Consider the following 15,517-nt stretch of genomic DNA (forward strand, 5'->3'; position numbering starts at 1 on the left):
ATTGCACAGTTCAGCTTTGGCAATCCCAACCCATCCCACGAGGACATGAGTAAATACACACTGAACGTCAACGGCAAGGCCCGGGCCGTCGACGTCGAAGCGGATACCCCGCTGCTGTGGGCGCTGCGCGATACCCTCGGCCTCGTCGGCACGAAATACGGTTGCGGCATCGGCGCCTGCGGCGCCTGCACCGTGCACGTGGACGGCCAGCCTGCCCGCGCCTGCCAATTGCCGGTGAGCAGCATCGGCAAGCGCCGCATCACCACGATCGAGGGCCTCGATGCCCGCGCGATGCATCCGCTGCAGCAGGCCTGGACCGAGCTGGACGTGCCGCAGTGCGGCTACTGCCAGGCCGGCCAGATCATGACGGCGTGCGCCCTCCTCAAACAGCATCCGAAGCCGACCGACGCCCAGATCGACGACGCGATGGCCGGCAACCTGTGCCGCTGCGCGACCTACGTCCGCATCCGCGCGGGCATCCACCGGGCCGCGGACATTGCCGCGACCGGCGACAAGGGGAAAGCATGAGCCGCCCCGCCTCCTCCTCGCGCCGCCGCTTCCTCGGCCAGTCGGCAGGTGTTGCCCTGCTGCTGGGCGTGCAGGCGAGCGGCGCCATCGCGGCGCTGGCCGACAACGGCGCGCAAGAGCCCGCGGCGGGCGACTTCGTCCCGAACGCGTTCATCCGCATCGGCACGGACGGCCGCGTGACGCTCGTCTCCAAGCAGCCGGAAATCGGCCAGGGCATCAAGACGTCGCTGCCGATGGTGCTGGCCGAAGAACTCGAGGTCGACTGGAAATCGGTCCGCGTCGTGCAGGGCGACCTGAACCCGATCTATGGATCGCAGGGCGCCGGCGGCTCGACGTCGACGCCGACCAACTACGACAACTTCCACCGCCTCGGCGCCACCGCGCGCACGATGCTCGTACGCGCCGCCGCGCAGACGTGGAACGTGCCGGCAGCGGAATGCCGGGCCGCGGACGGCGCCGTCGTGCACGGCGCCAGCGGCCGCAAGCTGGGCTACGGCGCGCTCGTGCGCACGGCGTCCGCGCTGCCTGTGCCGGATGCGAAAGAGGTCGTGCCGAAGGACCCGGCGACCTATCGCCTGCTCGGCACGCGCGTGGGCGGCGTGGACAACGCGCTCGTCGTCAGCGGCGAGCCGCTGTTCGGCATCGACACGCACCTGCCCGGCATGTTGTACGCGACGTACGTGAAATGCCCCGTGCCGGGCGGCCGTCCCGTCGAGGCGAACCTGGACGCCATCAAGCGCATGCCCGGCGTGAAGGCCGCGTTCCTCGTCGAGGGCACGGAAAACCTGAACGGCCTGCGGCCCGGCGTCGCGATCGTCGCCGACTCGACGTGGAACGCGTTCCGCGCCCGCAAGAACCTGAAAGTGACGTGGGACGAAGGCGAAGGCGCGCGCCACAGCTGGGCCGGCTTCCTCGCCGCAGCCCAGGCCGCGAGCGGGCAGCCCGGTGCCGCCGTGATGCGCAAGGACGGCGACGTCGATGCGGCCCTCGCGGGCGCCGCGCGCACGGTGGAGGCGAACTACGTCTACCCATTCATCTCGCACGCGAGCATGGAACCGCAGAACTGCACGGCATGGTTCAAGCCGGCCGACGGCACCCTCGAACTGTGGGCGCCGACGCAGAATCCGGGCGCGGGCCAGGCCCTCGTCTCCACGACCTTCAACATCCCGAAAGACAAGATCCTGCTCCACATCACGCGCAGCGGCGGCGGCTTCGGGCGCCGCCTGTCGTCCGACTTCATCGTCGAGGCGGCCGCGATCGCGCAGAAGGTGAAAGCGCCCGTCAAGCTGACGTGGATGCGCGAGGACGACCTGCAGCACGACCATTTCCGCGCCGGCGGCTTCCACTTCCTGCGCGGCGGCGTGGACGAGCAAGGCAAGGTCGTCGCCTGGCACGACCATTTCGTCACGTTCGCCAACCGCATCGAGAAGAAGGAAAGCGACGGCGGCAGCGCGAGCGTGCTGCAGCCGGGCAGCGGCGGCAACCTGTCTGGCGACGAATTCCCCGGCCGCTGGCTCGCCAACTGCCTGATCGAGCAGACGCCGCTCGAATGCCGCATCCCGATGGGGCCGTGGCGCGCGCCGGGCAGCAACGTGTTCGCGTGGGTGTTCCACAGCTTCATCGACGAACTGGCCCATGCGGCCGGGCGCGATCCCCTCGCCTTCCGCCTGGACCTCCTCGGCGACAAGGACCTCGTGGCCGGCACGGGAGAACGCGGCGTGCCGTACAACGTGGGCCGCATGCGCAACGTGCTGAAGGCCGTCGCGGAAAAATCCGGCTGGGGCCAGCGCAAGTTCGCGCGCGGCCAGGGCGCCGGCATCGCCTTCCACTTCAGCCACCGCGGCTATGTCGCTGAGGTGGCGGAGGTGACGGTGTCGAAGGAAGGCCGGCTGCGCGTGGACCGCGTCGTCGTCGTCGCCGACATCGGCGCGCAGATCGTCAACCTGTCCGGCGCCGAGAACCAGGTGCAGGGCTCCGTCATCGACGGCCTGTCCACGCTGATGTATCCGGCGCTCGACATCGACAAGGGCCGCATCGTGCAGAGCAACTTCCACGACTACGCCCTGCTGCGCATGCCGGACACGCCTTCGAAGATCGAGACGCACTTCCTCAAGACGGACTACCCCGTCACGGGCCTGGGCGAACCCGTGTTCCCGCCGCTGGCGCCGGCCGTCTGCAACGCGATCTTCGCCGCCACCGGCAAGCGCGTGCGCGAGCTGCCGCTGTCGAAGGCGGACCTGTCCTGGAGCTGACCGGGTGACGGTGGAAGACGCGTCCAACCTGCTGGGCCAGGCCGTCCGCCTGCACCAGCAGGGCCGGCTCGAGCAGGCGCAGGCCCTGTACCGGCGCGTGCTGGACCTCGACCCGCGCCAGTTCGACGCGCTGCACCTGCTGGGCGTGATCGAGCGCCAGCGCGGGCATCCCGGCCGTGCCGTGGAACTGATCGAGGAAGCGCTGCGGATCGACCCGCAGCAGGCGCGCGCCCATTGCAACCTGGGCGCCGCGCTGCAGGACCTCGGCCGCACCGATGCCGCGCTCGCCAACTACGAAGCGGCGCTGCGCCTCGATCCGGGCTATGCGCTCGCCTGGGACAACCGCGGCAACACGCTGCGCCGGCTCGGCCGCCTGGCCGACGCGCTGGACAGCTACGAACGCGCCCTCGGCATCGCCCCGGCGCTGGCCGACGCATGGTGCCACCGCGCCATCGCACTGCACGACCTGGGACGCCATGCGGATGCCGTCGCAAGCGCCGAACAAGCGCTCGCCATGCGGCCCGCGTATGCGGAGGCCTTCGTCGCACTGGGCCACGCACTGCAGGCGCTGGACCGCCACGCGGACAGCGTCGATGCGTACGACAGCGCGCTCGCGCTGGCCCCGCAGGCCGACACCTGGTGCGCGCGCGGCGCGGCGCTGAAGAAATCGGGCGACCTTGCGGCCGCCCTGCACAGCTACGAACGGGCGCTGGCCGTGCGGCCCGACTACGCGCTGGCCGAGCACTATCGGGCGAACACGCTGCGCGGACTGGGGCAGCGCGACGCGGCCGTGGCGTCGTACCGGCGCGCGCTCGACCTGGGCGCGGATGCGGACGAGATCCGGTTTTCACTGGCGGCGCTGGGCGAGGCGGAGCAGCCGGATGCGGCGCCGGCCGACTACGTGAAACACCTGTTCGACCAGTATGCGGGCCGGTTCGACCGCCACCTCGTCGACGTCCTCGGCTACCGCACGCCGGCGCTGCTGGACGCCCTGCTCCGTCCGCACCTGGCGGCGCTGCCGCTGGATGCCGCGTTGGACCTCGGCTGCGGCACGGGACTGTGCGCGACTTTCCTGCGGCCGCTGGCGCGCCACGTCACCGGCGTCGACCTGTCGCAGCGCATGCTGGACAAGGCGGCGGAACTGGACCTGTACGATGACCTGGCCTGTGCCGACATCGCCGACTGGCTGGCGGAGCGTCCCGCCTCGTGCGACCTCGCCGTCGCGGCCGACGTGCTGGTGTACCTCGGCGACCTCGCGCCGCTGTTCGCGCGGGTGCGGCGCGCGCTGCGTCCGGGCGGCCTGTTCGCGTTGTCGTGCGAAGCGCTCGGCGAGGACGATCGCGGTTTCGCGCTCCAGCCGTCGAACCGGTTCGCGCATGCGCTCGATTACGTGCGGCGGACTGCGCAGGCGGCCGGCTTCGAGGTCCTCGCGACGGCGCACGCGGTATTGCGCGAGGATCACGGCCGCGGCATCGCCGGCCACCTCGTGCTGCTGCGCGCGGCGTAATCAGGCGGCCGCCACGCCCGGGCCGCTGTCGCTCACGCCCAGCCGCACCACGCCGTCCACGCGCACCGGCGTCCGAATCAGGCGACGGAGAGTGCGACCATCCCGATCTCGCCCAGCCGCACCGGCACCGCTCCGCGCGCGACCATGCGGTCGAGCGCGCGGCGGCCGTCGCCCGGGTTCACGTCGACGGCGCGCATTGCTTCCGGCACGAGAAGCGTATCGAAGCCTTCTTCCAGCGCATCCGTGACGGTGTTCAGCACGCAGTAATCGGTGGCGAGACCCACCACCGTCACGCGCTCCACACCGCGCGCGCGCAGCTGCGCCGCGAGGTCGGTGCCGCCGAACGCGGAATAGGCGTCCACGGCCGCCGTGTCGGCTTTCGAAATCACGATGGCATCGTCGGGCAGCGCCAGCTCGGCCGCGAATGCGGCGCCCGGCGTGCCGGCCACGCAATGCGGCGGCCACGGTCCGCCCTGCGCCGCGAACGAGCAGTGGTCCTGCGGGTGCCAGTCGCGCGACGCGAAGATCGGCAGGCCTTGTGCCTGGTACAGCTCGATCAGGTGGTTGATCGGCGCGACCACTTCATGGCCGCCCGCCACGCCGAGCGCCCCGCCGGGCAGGAAGTCGACCTGCATGTCGATGATCAGCAGGGCATCCTGCTTGTCGAGGTGGATGGCACTCATTCGTCTCTCCTGGAAGCGGTCGCGGACCGCGATGCCTTATTGTCGCGCAAACTCAATGGCGCGTCTCGCGGGCAGCAATGGCGGCGGCATGGGCCGGATCGGGATCGTGCCCACCGTGCCGGTCGAGGATCGCGGCGGCCCGCTCGGCCAGCGCGGCGTCGGCGGCGTTCACGGTGACCTGGCAGTCGCGCACGTCGTCCTGCGCCACCGGCGCGTACGTGTGCGAATAGGCCGTCTTGCCCGTCACTGCGGGCGAATCGCCGACGGTGAAATTGCCCTGCACGGGGCCGGTCTCGTCGATGCGGACGTCGATCGCGACGTCGTCGGCCGCAATGCCCGCGGCCAGCAGTTCGGCGCGCGCCTGTTCGGCGGCCGTCACGTGCTTGAAGGTGCGTACGATGGGTTGCTGCATGGCGTCCTCCCGCAATGGTTCACTTTGCAATCACCGTACCAGAATCCCGCGCCGCGCGGCGCCCGCCGCTCCTCCATTTCCCGCGCGCTATTTTCCACCAGTGCGGCATCGTTCTGCCGATTTAGTACAATCAGGCAACACCCAGCCGTTGCACCGTGCGTCATGACTTTTCAACAACACCATCCCAAGAGAACAACAAAATGAAAATTTCTGCCCGGATCGCTTCCTCCCGCCCCCTCGCCACCACCGCCATGCACGGCCGCGTGGAAACGTTGCGCAGCCAGGGCGAGTCCGTGATCGACTTCTCGATCGCCATTTCGCACTTTCCCGCGCCGCGGCCGGTACTGGACGCGGTGGCGGCGGCGATCGAGCGCGAGCGGATCATGCCGTACACGAGCGTGGTCGGCGCACTGGACGTGCGGACGCGGCTGGCGGCCAAGCTGAAAAAGGAAAACGACATCGACGCGGGCGCGGACGAGATCATCGTCACCAACGGCGCCAAGCAGGGGTTGTACGAAGCGCTGTATGCGTTGAGCGATCCGTACGACACCGTCCTGATCTTCAAGCCCCACTGGCCGGCATACGTTGCTACGTCACAACTGTTGGGCCTGCGGACTATCCTGGCCGATCTCCCTGAGGAAATCACGCCGGCACTGCTGGATGGCCTCGGCAAGCCGGACATCGTCATCATCAATAACCCGCACAATCCCACCGGCAAGGTGTACACTCGCCGGGAACTGGAACACCTTCGAGCATGGGTGGAGCGCATCGGGGCCCGGGTGATCGTCGACGAAAGCTACGAACACCTGATCTTCGAAGGCGGACACACCAGCCTGGCGGCCTTGTGCGACTGGCGGGACATCGGCGTGGTAACGCTGTTTTCGGCCTCGCAGAGCTACGCCATGATGGGCTGGCGGGTCGGCTTCGCGCTGGCGCCCGCCGAAGTGGTCAACGCGATGCAGACGCTGCAAGGCCCGATCACGGCGGCCGCCGGGCATTTGTCGCAAGTGGCGCTGGAGGTCGCATTCGCGACCGGCGCGCCGCGCGCGATGATGGCGGACTACCGTGACCGGCGCGACCTGGCGGTGCGGCTGTTTGCCGAGGTCCCCTGGATCGTCATGCACGCGCCGGCCTCCGGTCCGTACCTGTGGGGAGACGTGCGCAGCCTGACGCTGGACACGGTCGGCTTTGCCGAAGCGCTGCTCGAGGAACAGAGAGTGGCGGTCATGCCGGGCGAGGCGCTGGGCGTGCCCGGCTACATCCGGCTCGGCTATATTTCGGACGACGTGGCGACCTTGCGCGAAGGCATCCGCAGGATCATCGAATTTGGGAATGCGTTTGCTGCCCACAAGGCGGCAGATAGAAGATAGACAAATGACATCTGGCTTGAGCCGCTTCCGGCTGAACAGCCTGCGCAGCCGGCTCATGTTGCTGGTGGCGCTGGCGATCACGCCGCTGGCGGTGATGACGATCCTGTCCGGGATCCGCGAACGCGAACATGCCATCAAGGCATCGGAAGAAAACCTGCGCCGCCTGACGGGCATGGCGGCCGCCAACGAGGCCCAGTCGATCGAGGGTGCGCGCCAGATCCTCGTCGACCTCGCCAGCGTTCCGGACCTGATGGGCGACACCGCGAAATGCACGTCGCTGCTGTCCGACGTCCTCGACCGCAACGAGGGCTTCGTCAACTTCGGCCTCATCCAGCTCAACGGCGACGTCACCTGCAGCGCCGTGCCCCTGCTTCACCCCGTCAACCTGGGCGACCGCAGCCACTTCCGCCGCGCCATCTCGGAACGCAGGTTCATTGCCGGCGACTACGTGTTCGGCCGCGTCATCAAGAAGCACACGATCAACCTCACCTACCCCGTCATCGACCGCGGCGGTAAAGTCCTGGCCGTCGTGTTCGCGGCGATGGACCTGGAAGGCCTCGACACCTTCATCAACGACATCAACCTGCCGCCCGGCTCCGTGCTGGCGACGGCCGATGCGCGCGGCACCATCATCTCGCGCCGTCCCGATCCGGAGCGCTTCTTCGGCACCAGGCTGTCGCCGGCGATGCAGGAAGCGCTGAACACGGCCGGCCAGCGCGCCGTGACGGTCCGCGGCGACGACGGCATCGAGCGCCTGCACACGTTCGCGCGCGTGGGCGCGCCCGCGCTGACCGACTACACGGTCACGATCGGCATCCCCACCGAGACGATCCTGTCGGCCGCGCGCCACGACCAGATCATGTCCCTGCTGGGCCTCGCGGCGACCACGCTGCTCGCCATGCTGGCCGCGTGGCTCGTGGGCGACGTACTGATCGTCCAGCGCGTGCGCAAGCTGATGGGCACCGCCGAGCGCATCGCCGCCGGCGACCTGGAAGCCCGCTCCGGCATCGCCTACGGCCACGAAGAGATCGGCAACCTGGCCCAGGCGCTGGACCGCATGGCGGCCGCGCTGCAGAAGAAAGAGACGGCCCGCTCGCTGGCCGAGCGCGAACTGCGCGCCGCCGACCAGCGCAAGGACGAATTCCTCGCGATGCTCGCGCACGAGCTGCGCAACCCGCTGGCGCCGATCAGCACGGGCGCGCACCTGCTCAAGCTGCTGCATTCCGATAATGCCCAGATCACCCAGACCTGTTCCATCATCGTGCGCCAGGTCGACCACATGACGAGCCTCGTCGACGACCTGCTCGACGTGTCGCGCGTGACGCGCGGCCTCGTGTCGCTGGCGACGCAGGTGCTGGACTTCAAGCGCGTCGTCGACGACGCGGCCGAACAGATCCGCCCGCTGATCGCGGCGCGGCGCCACCGCGTCGTGATCGAGCTGCCGCCCGCGCCCGCGTACGTCAAGGGCGACCACAAGCGGCTCGTGCAGGTATGCGCGAACCTGCTCAACAACGCGACCAAGTACACGCCGGAAGGCGGCACCATCCACCTGCGCGTGGACGCGGACGGCAACGACTACGTGCTGACCGTGGCCGACGACGGCATCGGCATGGAGCCCGCCCTCGTCGAACGCGTGTTCGACCTGTTCACCCAGGCCGAGCGCACGCCGGACCGCTCGCAGGGCGGCCTCGGTCTCGGCCTCGCCCTCGTGAAAAGCCTCGTCGAACTGCACGGCGGCGAAGTGAAGGCCTACAGCGCGGGCCTCGGCAAGGGCTCGACGTTCACGGTACGCCTGCCCCGCTACACGCAGGACGTCGTGCTGGCGCCGGCGCCCGTCGTCGGCGAAGAACACCACGACGGCGGCGTGCCGCTGCGCATCCTGCTCGTGGACGACAACGTCGACGCCGTCCACACCTTGCAGCTGTTCCTGCGCTCCGGCGGGCACCGCGTGGAAGTCGCGTACTCCGCCACGGACGCGCTGGAACTGGCGAAATCCTTCGTGCCCGAAGTCTGCCTGCTCGACATCGGCCTGCCCGACTTCGACGGCAACGAACTGTCGCGGCGCCTGCGCATGCTGCCGCAGGCGGCCGGCGCCACGCTGATCGCGATGACGGGCTACGGCCGCCAGCAGGACCGCGACACGTCGATGGCGGCCGGGTTCGACCACTACCTCGTCAAGCCGGTGAATACGATGCAGCTGGCGGATATCCTGGCTGCGGCCGCCGAGGCGAACATCCGGCGTTAACGCGTCTGCGTATCGCGTTGATGGACTGGGGAGCCCATCTTACGATGCTGCAAAACTATCGCCACGCGGTTTCTCTCAACATCTGCGGATACTGATCTCGCATAAATGTACTCGTGCCTTCCGGTCGAGAATCACGGATGGGCAACCGAGGAGAGAAACATGGCAGCTGATGTCTATTTGCAAATTGATGGCGTCAACGGGGAATCGAACGACGACAGGCACAAGGGATGGATCGAGATCGTGGCCGTTGACTGGGGTGTCACCCAGCCGACTGCCGGCACCGTGTCGACCGCTGGTGGCCACACAGTCGGACGCGCTGTCTTCGATGCGATCCGGATTACGAAGGCGGTTGATCTCGCTTCTCCGAAACTGATGGAACTGGCGGCCCAGGGCAAGACGATCCCGAAAGCCAAGCTCGAATTCTTCCGCGCGGACTTCATGCGCTGAAACACTTCAGTCCAAAGACCGAACACCGGATGGAAATGGCGAAGCCCACGCCTCAGCGTTATCCCTCGAACGAGGACAGCATCGGGATTGAGATCGTTGGTGCCGTGGTAGCCGGCAAAAGCCGGAACCCGGCCGAGCAGGGAGTCTACGAAACGGTGAATGAACGGCAAAACGCGTCGCTTCAGTGGCTGATCGCCGAGCTCACCTCGACTTTCGGCGTGCCGATGAGTGAAATCTTCCGGCACCCGGTCGTCTCCCGCAAGAACCCGACGGAAGCCGAAAGCGCATCATGGTAGTCGCTGCACTCCTCTTGGCCGTGACGGCAAGCGCGTCCGCAGCAATGGACGATGGTTCTGGTACCGAACCAATAATGCGCAAGACACATCTTCCGCCGATCAGCACAGTCACCAGTCGGAACAGCGGCGCGATCTCTCCAGCGGCAGGTGAACCTGCAGCGCAATGCTCTGGTTTCAAGCTCAGCGATCAGGAAATCCGCGAGTACATCGGCAAAGCGGCCGAAGTCTCAGAACACGATTACTTTCATATGCTCGACTGGTCGCCCTGCTATGCGAGCGGAGAAGTCACCTTCAAGAACGGCGTCAGGGGTATCTGGGCAATCCAGCAGTATCGTGCCGGCTCGCTTAAACTGGGCAACGGTCAAACCTTATACCTGTATTGTCCGCGCTGCCGGGCCGACGCTTTCCCGCCTGCCGATGAATAATCAGGCCACGGCGGGTTGGTTGAACGTGTAGGCACGCGCAACCGTACCGTGTTTCATCCGCACCATCCCTTATCATCGACCGTGAAAGGAGATGATATGGAGACCGTCGAAGTCATCCTGGCGATGCTGCTCGCCGTGATCGCGAGCGGCTACGTGGCGCGCGTGCTGCCCATCGCCCTGCCCCTGCCACTGATCCAGATCGCCGCGGGCGCCGTCATCTCGGGCGTTTTCCGCCATGGCATCGCGCTGGAGCCGGACATCTTTTTCCTGCTCTTCCTGCCCCCGCTGCTGTTCGTCGACGGCTGGCGCATACCCAAGATCGGCCTGTTCCGCGACAAGGCGACGATCCTGGAACTCGCGCTGGGCCTCGTGCTGTTCACCGTCGTCGGCGCCGGCTACCTGCTGCACTGGATGATCCCCGCGATGCCGCTGGCGGTGGCCTTCGCGCTGGCGGCCATCGTGGCGCCGACGGACCCGGTCGCCGTCTCGTCGATCACGGCGCGCGTGCCGATGCCGCCGCGCCTCATGCACATCGTCGAGGGCGAGAGCCTGCTCAACGATGCGAGTGGCCTCGTGTGCTTCCGCTTCGCCGTCGCCGCGGCCGTGACCGGACACTTCTCGCTCGCGCGGGCGAGCCTGACATTTCTGTGGGTGGCGCTGGCGGGCATCGCGGCCGGCATCGCGATCACGTTCGCCATCACGCGGGCGCACGGCATCCTGCAGCGCCGCTTCGGCGAAGAGGATGGCGTCCCGGTGCTGATCAACCTCCTGACGCCATTCGGCGCCTACCTCGTGGCCGAACGCCTTGAGGCATCGGGCATCCTCGCGGCCGTGGCGGCCGGCATCACGATGAGCTACCTGGAATTGTCGGGCGGGGCGACGCCGGGCACGCGCATCCGCCGCGACGTCATCTGGGATGCGCTGCAATTCACGTTGAACGGCACCATGTTCGTGCTGCTGGGCGAACAACTGCCGGACATCGTGCGCGGCGCGCTGCACCCGGCCGGCGGCACGCCGTACGATCTGTGGTGGCTCGTCGGCCGCGCGCTCGCGTTCAGCCTGGGGCTGGTGCTGCTGCGCTTCGCGTGGGTGTGGATTTCGCTGCAACTGACGATCCTGAACCGCAAGCGCCTGGGCCGCCAGGTCTTCACGCCGAAACTGCGCGTGATGCTGGCCACGTCGGTGGCGGGCGTGCGCGGCGCCCTGACGATGGCCGGCGTGCTGACCCTGCCGCTCGCGCTGCCGAACGGCGATCCGTTCCCCGCGCGTCACCTGGCGATCTTCCTGGCCAGCAGCGTGATCGTGGTGTCGCTGCTGCTCGCCAGCGCCGCGCTGCCCGCCCTGCTGCGCGGCCTGGAGATGCCGGCCGAGCCGGACGCGAAGTGCAGCGAGGACGACGCGCGCCACGCGGCCACGCTGGCGGCCATCGCCGCGCTGGAACGGGCGGAGAAGGAGGATGGCGAGGACGGCAGCCGGGCCGTGGCCCACGTGCTGCGGCTGTACCGGCACCGCCTGAACGCGACCGACGCCGTGGGCGGCAATGGCGACTCGCAGGCGCTCAAGCGCACGGAGCGCAGCTACCGGCTGCTCGCGCTGAACGCGGAGCGCGACACGGTGCTGCGCCTCGCGCGCCGCACGGACATCTCGGACGAGACGGCGCGCAGGCTGCTGCGCCAGATCGACTTGCTCGAAGCGCGTTATCAGAAAAACTGAGCATCAAAACTGAGCAGCAAGACTGAGCAGCAGGGCTAGCCGCGGCTGCTCTTCAGCCAGTCGCGCCCCCGCTCGTCGAGCGCCTTCGCGATGACGTCGGGCGGCAGGCTGTACACGGTGGCCCACGTGGCGCGGCCGTCCGGCGCGTTGGAAGGAAAACTCGTCGTCTCGATCGGCCAGTGGTACTTGCGCTTGAGCGCGCGGACGATGGCGGCCAGCGTCACGCGGCCGCGCAGCGGCTCGGCGCCCGCCTGGTCGGCGTTGGACAGGAGGACGGCGAGGACGAGGCCGCGCGCGGTGCGCGGTCCGGGGAAGATGGGCGTTTTGCTCGGCATGGCGCCATTCTAACGGGCCTGCGCTACGTTAGTTCCCGAACGGTGCGCGCCCGGCGCCGGCGTAGACTGGGGCCAGCCCACCTTGCGAGTCCCCGATGAAGAGCGCAGACCAGATACCTTCCGACCCGGTGCCGAACACCGATCCGCCTGCCGCCGCCAGGGCCGCGGGCCTGCGCTACGTCCACGACGACCGCCCGGGCATCTTGCGCGAGCCGGTCAAGGACGGCTTTCGCTACCTCGACGCGAAGGGCGAACCGGTCGAGGACGAGCCCACCCTCAAGCGCATCAAGTCGCTGGCGATCCCGCCCGCGTGGACGGACGTGTGGATCTGCCCCCAGGCCAACGGCCACCTGCAGGCGACGGGCCGCGACGCGCGCGGGCGCAAGCAGTACCGCTACCACCCGAAATGGCGCGAGGTGCGCGACGAGGTCAAGTACGAACGGATGATCAAGTTCGGCAAGGCGCTGCCGCAGATCCGCAAGGAAGTCGACCGCACGCTGGCCCTCCCCGGCCTGCCGCGCGAAAAAGTCCTCGCGACGATCGTCTACCTGCTGGAAGCGACGATGATGCGCATCGGTAACGACGAATACGCCCGCGAGAACAAGTCGTACGGCCTGACCACGCTGCGCAACCGCCACGTCAGGATCGACGGCAGCGAAGTCGAGTTCCGCTTCCGCGGCAAGAGCGGTGTGTATCACGACGTCAAGGTGCACGACCGGCGCCTCGCCCGCATCATCCAGCGCACGCGCGACCTGCCGGGCCAGGACCTGTTCCAGTACCTCGACGAAGACGGCGAAACGCACACGGTGGGATCGAGCGACGTGAACGACTACCTGCGTACGATCACCGGCGAGGATTACACGGCGAAGGATTTCCGCACGTGGTCCGGGACCGTCCTCGCCGCGATGGCGCTGCAGGAATTCGAAGCCGTCGATTCCGACACGCAGGCGAAGAAGAACGTCGTGCGCGCCATCGAATCCGTCGCGGAACGGCTGGGCAATACGCCGTCCGTCTGCCGCAAGTGCTACGTGCACCCGGCCGTGCTGGACGCCTACCTGGACGGCACCATGCTCGAAGGCCTGCGCGCCCGCGCCGAGGAAAGCCTCGTCGAAGACCTGAAGGACCTGCAGCCCGAAGAAGCGGCCGTGCTCGCGATGCTGGAACGGCGCCTCGCGCAGGAGACTGCCGCCAACGACCTGGCCGTGAAGCGGCGCGCCGCCTGAATCCATCCAACGAAAGGAACCCCATGAGCAGCATCGAACTCGTCGCCGATTTCGGCCACCAGGTGACGGGTGTGACCGTCGCCGAGGACGGCCGCATCTTCGTCAACTTCCCCCGCTGGACCGAGGACACCGAGGTGTCCGTCGCCGAATTGAAGGATGGCGGGGTGCGGCCGTATCCGGACGAAGCGTGGAACGGCTGGCGCAACGCGAAGAAGGACGAGGTGACGCCGCACGACCACTGGGTGTGCGTGCAGAGCGTCGTCGCCGACCGGCGCGGCAGCCTGTGGGTGCTCGATCCGGCCGCGCCGGCGCAGGCGCACCTGGTGGCCGGCGGCGCGAAGCTCGTGCGCATCGACCTCGCGACCGACAAGGTGACGCAGACGATCGCGTTCGACGAGGACGCCGCGCCGCAAGGCTCCTACCTGAACGACGTGCGCTTCTCGAACGACGGCAAGGTCGCGTACATCACCGATTCCGGCGTGCGGGGCGCGCTGCTCGTCGTCGACATCGCGTCCGGCAAGACGGTGCGCGTGCTGGACGGCCACCCGTCCACGCAGATGAAAAAAGGCTTGAACGTGACGGCTGACGGCAAGGTCCTGCGCCGCCCGGATGGCCGCGGCGTGGAATTCTCGGCGGACGGCATCGAGCTGTCCGGCGACGGCAAGTACCTGTACTGGCAGGCGATCAAGGGCGACGAGTTGTATCGCATCCCGACTGCCGCCCTCACCGGCGCCGGCTTGCTGGGCGAGGACATCGGCGGACAGGTCGAATCGTACGGGAAGAACGGGGTCAACGACGGCCTCCTCATCGCGCGCGGCACGGAGCTCATGTACCTGACGTCCGTGCAGGACGATGCGATCAAGGTGCGCGACCTGTCCGAAGGCCCGTCGGCGCAGGCGCGCATCGTCGTGCAGGACGAGCGGCTGCGCTGGCCGGATACGTTCAGCCAGGGGCCGGACGGGACGATCTACGTGACCACGTCGCACATCCAGGATTCCGCGTTCTTCAAGCCGGAGGCGCCGGCGGCGTTGCCGACGCAGTTGTGGAAGATTGTGCTCTAACCCGTCGTTCCCGCGAAAGCGGGAACCCATGCCGAGCAACAAAAACCAGTAAGTCGGATATTTCGCGAGCGGATTGATACCGGGCTTCTGACGTTCAGTATGGGTTCCCGCCTACGCGGGAACGACGAGTCATGGATTGTCGGCGAGTCCAAATACCCCTTCCCGCAACCACCCCCGCACAATCCGGAACCGCCACGTCCGTTCCACCGGCGGTACGCGCTCCGGCGCCGCCGCTTCCCAGTCCACCTCGACGACGCCCTGCAGCTGCAGCACGTCGCCGGTCGCGAAATCGGCCACCACGATCGCCGCGCGCGGCTCCACCAGAAAATTGCCGAGCGTGTTGAAGTACCGGTTGCCCGCGTAATCCGGCACGACCAGCACGTCGCCCTCCAGCCGCGCGAAGCCGGCCGGGCCGCCGCGGTGCGACATGTCCAGGCCCGCGGCACCGTCCTGCGCATCGGCACCGCTGGCGCTGGCCACGAACAGCGTGGGCGTCTGCGCCAGCATCGCGCGCGCCCGTGCCGGCAGGTCGGCATCGAATGCCGTCACCGGGCCGGCCGTGCGCTCGGCCGGCTGTAGCGCGCGCACGTGGATGTAGCGCGGGCAGTTCCCGAACGACTGCGCGACGTCGACCGCGAATCCGGCCGCGCCCAGTGCCGCGACGACGCCGTTCAACCGGTTGCGCCGGCGCGTGCCCAGGTCGATGCCGAGCATGCCGACCCGTGCACCGGCCGCCAGCCGCGCCCGCACGGGATCGTCGGGCGACGGCAGCGCGGCCACGTCGAGGCGCGCCGGGTCGGGCGAGCTGGCGAATCCGGGCGGCCCCTGCACGAGGGTCGCGAGCGGCCAGCCTTCGTCGTCCGCGACGGCCAGGGCCACGAACGGCAGCAGCGGGAAGAAGGTCCGGTGCTGGTCCGGCATGCGGTTGCGGATCGGCGCGTTGAACGGGTCGACGCCGGCCAGCGCCTGCGCGCTCAACTCGCCTTTGTGGAACGGCAGCGGGATACGGTCGCCATCCAT

General features: G+C 68.4%; 15 protein-coding genes. 11 read left to right on the plus strand and 4 right to left on the minus strand.

Annotation, left to right across the window (positions count from 1 at the left end):
- Positions 1-45 precede the first annotated feature (45 nt).
- Genes ASD28_RS25980 through ASD28_RS25990 form a run of 3 tightly spaced genes read left to right on the plus strand, consistent with a single transcriptional unit; the run spans position 46 to position 4,287 of the window.
- Positions 46-528, plus strand: coding sequence for a (2Fe-2S)-binding protein (locus ASD28_RS25980; RefSeq protein ID WP_056135516.1), 483 nt, complete (start codon positions 46-48; stop codon positions 526-528).
- Entirely contained in the window at positions 525-2,780 is a 2,256-nt protein-coding gene (locus tag ASD28_RS25985) for a xanthine dehydrogenase family protein molybdopterin-binding subunit (RefSeq protein ID WP_056135517.1), read from the plus strand. Before ASD28_RS25980 ends, ASD28_RS25985 begins: the two co-directional genes overlap by 4 nt.
- Before the next feature lie 4 nt (positions 2,781-2,784).
- Positions 2,785-4,287: a tetratricopeptide repeat protein gene (locus tag ASD28_RS25990; RefSeq protein WP_056135520.1), complete on the plus strand. Its 1,503-nt coding sequence runs from the start codon at positions 2,785-2,787 to the stop codon at positions 4,285-4,287.
- 77 nt (positions 4,288-4,364) lie between these two features.
- Here the strand turns inward: ASD28_RS25990 and ASD28_RS25995 are convergent, their stop codons facing one another.
- Both ASD28_RS25995 and ASD28_RS26000 read right to left on the minus strand, forming a co-directional pair.
- Positions 4,365-4,970: an isochorismatase family protein gene (locus ASD28_RS25995; RefSeq protein WP_056135522.1), complete on the minus strand. Its 606-nt coding sequence runs from the start codon at positions 4,968-4,970 to the stop codon at positions 4,365-4,367.
- Positions 4,971-5,022: 52 nt separating this feature from the next.
- Complete coding sequence (locus tag ASD28_RS26000; RefSeq protein ID WP_056135524.1) at positions 5,023-5,382, minus strand: hypothetical protein; 360 nt, start codon at positions 5,380-5,382, stop codon at positions 5,023-5,025.
- A 200-nt stretch (positions 5,383-5,582) separates the two neighbouring features.
- Between ASD28_RS26000 and ASD28_RS26005 the strand changes: the two genes are divergently transcribed.
- The 6 genes from ASD28_RS26005 to ASD28_RS26025 all read left to right on the plus strand — a co-directional run bounded on the left by ASD28_RS26005 (position 5,583) and on the right by ASD28_RS26025 (position 11,878).
- The gene (locus tag ASD28_RS26005; protein ID WP_056135528.1) at positions 5,583-6,752 is read left to right on the plus strand and encodes a pyridoxal phosphate-dependent aminotransferase; all 1,170 of its coding nucleotides are present in this window, start codon (positions 5,583-5,585) and stop codon (positions 6,750-6,752) included.
- A gap of 4 nt (positions 6,753-6,756) precedes the next feature.
- Positions 6,757-8,997: an ATP-binding protein gene (locus tag ASD28_RS26010; RefSeq protein WP_056135530.1), complete on the plus strand. Its 2,241-nt coding sequence runs from the start codon at positions 6,757-6,759 to the stop codon at positions 8,995-8,997.
- 159 nt (positions 8,998-9,156) lie between these two features.
- Complete coding sequence (locus ASD28_RS26015; RefSeq protein ID WP_056135532.1) at positions 9,157-9,444, plus strand: type VI secretion system tube protein Hcp; 288 nt, start codon at positions 9,157-9,159, stop codon at positions 9,442-9,444.
- A 35-nt stretch (positions 9,445-9,479) separates the two neighbouring features.
- Positions 9,480-9,740 (plus strand): N-acetylmuramoyl-L-alanine amidase, encoded by a 261-nt coding sequence (locus ASD28_RS26020; protein ID WP_229412424.1) that lies wholly within the window; start codon positions 9,480-9,482, stop codon positions 9,738-9,740.
- Positions 9,734-10,165 carry a hypothetical protein gene (locus tag ASD28_RS32105; RefSeq protein ID WP_156403848.1) on the plus strand — a complete coding sequence of 144 codons (432 nt, stop codon included), beginning with the start codon at positions 9,734-9,736 and terminating at the stop codon, positions 10,163-10,165. Before ASD28_RS26020 ends, ASD28_RS32105 begins: the two co-directional genes overlap by 7 nt.
- Positions 10,166-10,261: 96 nt before the next feature.
- Complete coding sequence (locus ASD28_RS26025) at positions 10,262-11,878, plus strand: Na+/H+ antiporter (protein WP_056135538.1); 1,617 nt, start codon at positions 10,262-10,264, stop codon at positions 11,876-11,878.
- Between the two features lie 35 nt (positions 11,879-11,913).
- Here the strand turns inward: ASD28_RS26025 and ASD28_RS26030 are convergent, their stop codons facing one another.
- A complete protein-coding gene (locus ASD28_RS26030) occupies positions 11,914-12,213 on the minus strand; it encodes a hypothetical protein (protein ID WP_056135542.1) in 300 nt (99 codons plus the stop codon).
- A 95-nt stretch (positions 12,214-12,308) separates the two neighbouring features.
- Between ASD28_RS26030 and ASD28_RS26035 the strand changes: the two genes are divergently transcribed.
- Positions 12,309-13,436 (plus strand): DNA topoisomerase IB, encoded by a 1,128-nt coding sequence (locus tag ASD28_RS26035; protein ID WP_056135545.1) that lies wholly within the window; start codon positions 12,309-12,311, stop codon positions 13,434-13,436.
- A gap of 23 nt (positions 13,437-13,459) precedes the next feature.
- The gene (locus ASD28_RS26040) at positions 13,460-14,497 is read left to right on the plus strand and encodes an L-dopachrome tautomerase-related protein (protein ID WP_056135548.1); all 1,038 of its coding nucleotides are present in this window, start codon (positions 13,460-13,462) and stop codon (positions 14,495-14,497) included.
- Positions 14,498-14,626: 129 nt separating this feature from the next.
- On the opposite strand, the gene ASD28_RS26045 is transcribed toward ASD28_RS26040, so the two are convergent.
- Complete coding sequence (locus tag ASD28_RS26045) at positions 14,627-15,517, minus strand: pyridoxamine 5'-phosphate oxidase family protein (protein ID WP_056135551.1); 891 nt, start codon at positions 15,515-15,517, stop codon at positions 14,627-14,629.

Origin of the sequence: Massilia sp. Root133 (assembly GCF_001426525.1) — a bacterium.
GTDB classification, from domain to species: Bacteria; Pseudomonadota; Gammaproteobacteria; order Burkholderiales; family Burkholderiaceae_D; genus Telluria; species Telluria orientalis.

Excerpts from the sequence above, each read along its gene's own strand:
- ASD28_RS25995 (WP_056135522.1), bottom strand. The coding sequence starts at position 4,970 with ATGAGTGCCATCCACCTCGACAAGCAGGATGCCCTGCTGATCATCGAC.
- ASD28_RS26005 (WP_056135528.1), top strand. The coding sequence starts at position 5,583 with ATGAAAATTTCTGCCCGGATCGCTTCCTCCCGCCCCCTCGCCACCACC.
- ASD28_RS26045 (WP_056135551.1), bottom strand. The coding sequence starts at position 15,517 with ATGGATGGCGACCGTATCCCGCTGCCGTTCCACAAAGGCGAGTTGAGC.
- ASD28_RS26020 (WP_229412424.1), top strand. The coding sequence starts at position 9,480 with ATGGCGAAGCCCACGCCTCAGCGTTATCCCTCGAACGAGGACAGCATC.
- ASD28_RS26040 (WP_056135548.1), top strand. The coding sequence starts at position 13,460 with ATGAGCAGCATCGAACTCGTCGCCGATTTCGGCCACCAGGTGACGGGT.
- ASD28_RS26035 (WP_056135545.1), top strand. The coding sequence starts at position 12,309 with ATGAAGAGCGCAGACCAGATACCTTCCGACCCGGTGCCGAACACCGAT.
- ASD28_RS26000 (WP_056135524.1), bottom strand. The coding sequence starts at position 5,382 with ATGCAGCAACCCATCGTACGCACCTTCAAGCACGTGACGGCCGCCGAA.
- ASD28_RS25985 (WP_056135517.1), top strand. The coding sequence starts at position 525 with ATGAGCCGCCCCGCCTCCTCCTCGCGCCGCCGCTTCCTCGGCCAGTCG.
- ASD28_RS25980 (WP_056135516.1), top strand. The coding sequence starts at position 46 with ATGAGTAAATACACACTGAACGTCAACGGCAAGGCCCGGGCCGTCGAC.
- ASD28_RS26025 (WP_056135538.1), top strand. The coding sequence starts at position 10,262 with ATGGAGACCGTCGAAGTCATCCTGGCGATGCTGCTCGCCGTGATCGCG.
- ASD28_RS26010 (WP_056135530.1), top strand. The coding sequence starts at position 6,757 with ATGACATCTGGCTTGAGCCGCTTCCGGCTGAACAGCCTGCGCAGCCGG.
- ASD28_RS32105 (WP_156403848.1), top strand. The coding sequence starts at position 9,734 with ATGGTAGTCGCTGCACTCCTCTTGGCCGTGACGGCAAGCGCGTCCGCA.
- ASD28_RS26015 (WP_056135532.1), top strand. The coding sequence starts at position 9,157 with ATGGCAGCTGATGTCTATTTGCAAATTGATGGCGTCAACGGGGAATCG.
- ASD28_RS26030 (WP_056135542.1), bottom strand. The coding sequence starts at position 12,213 with ATGCCGAGCAAAACGCCCATCTTCCCCGGACCGCGCACCGCGCGCGGC.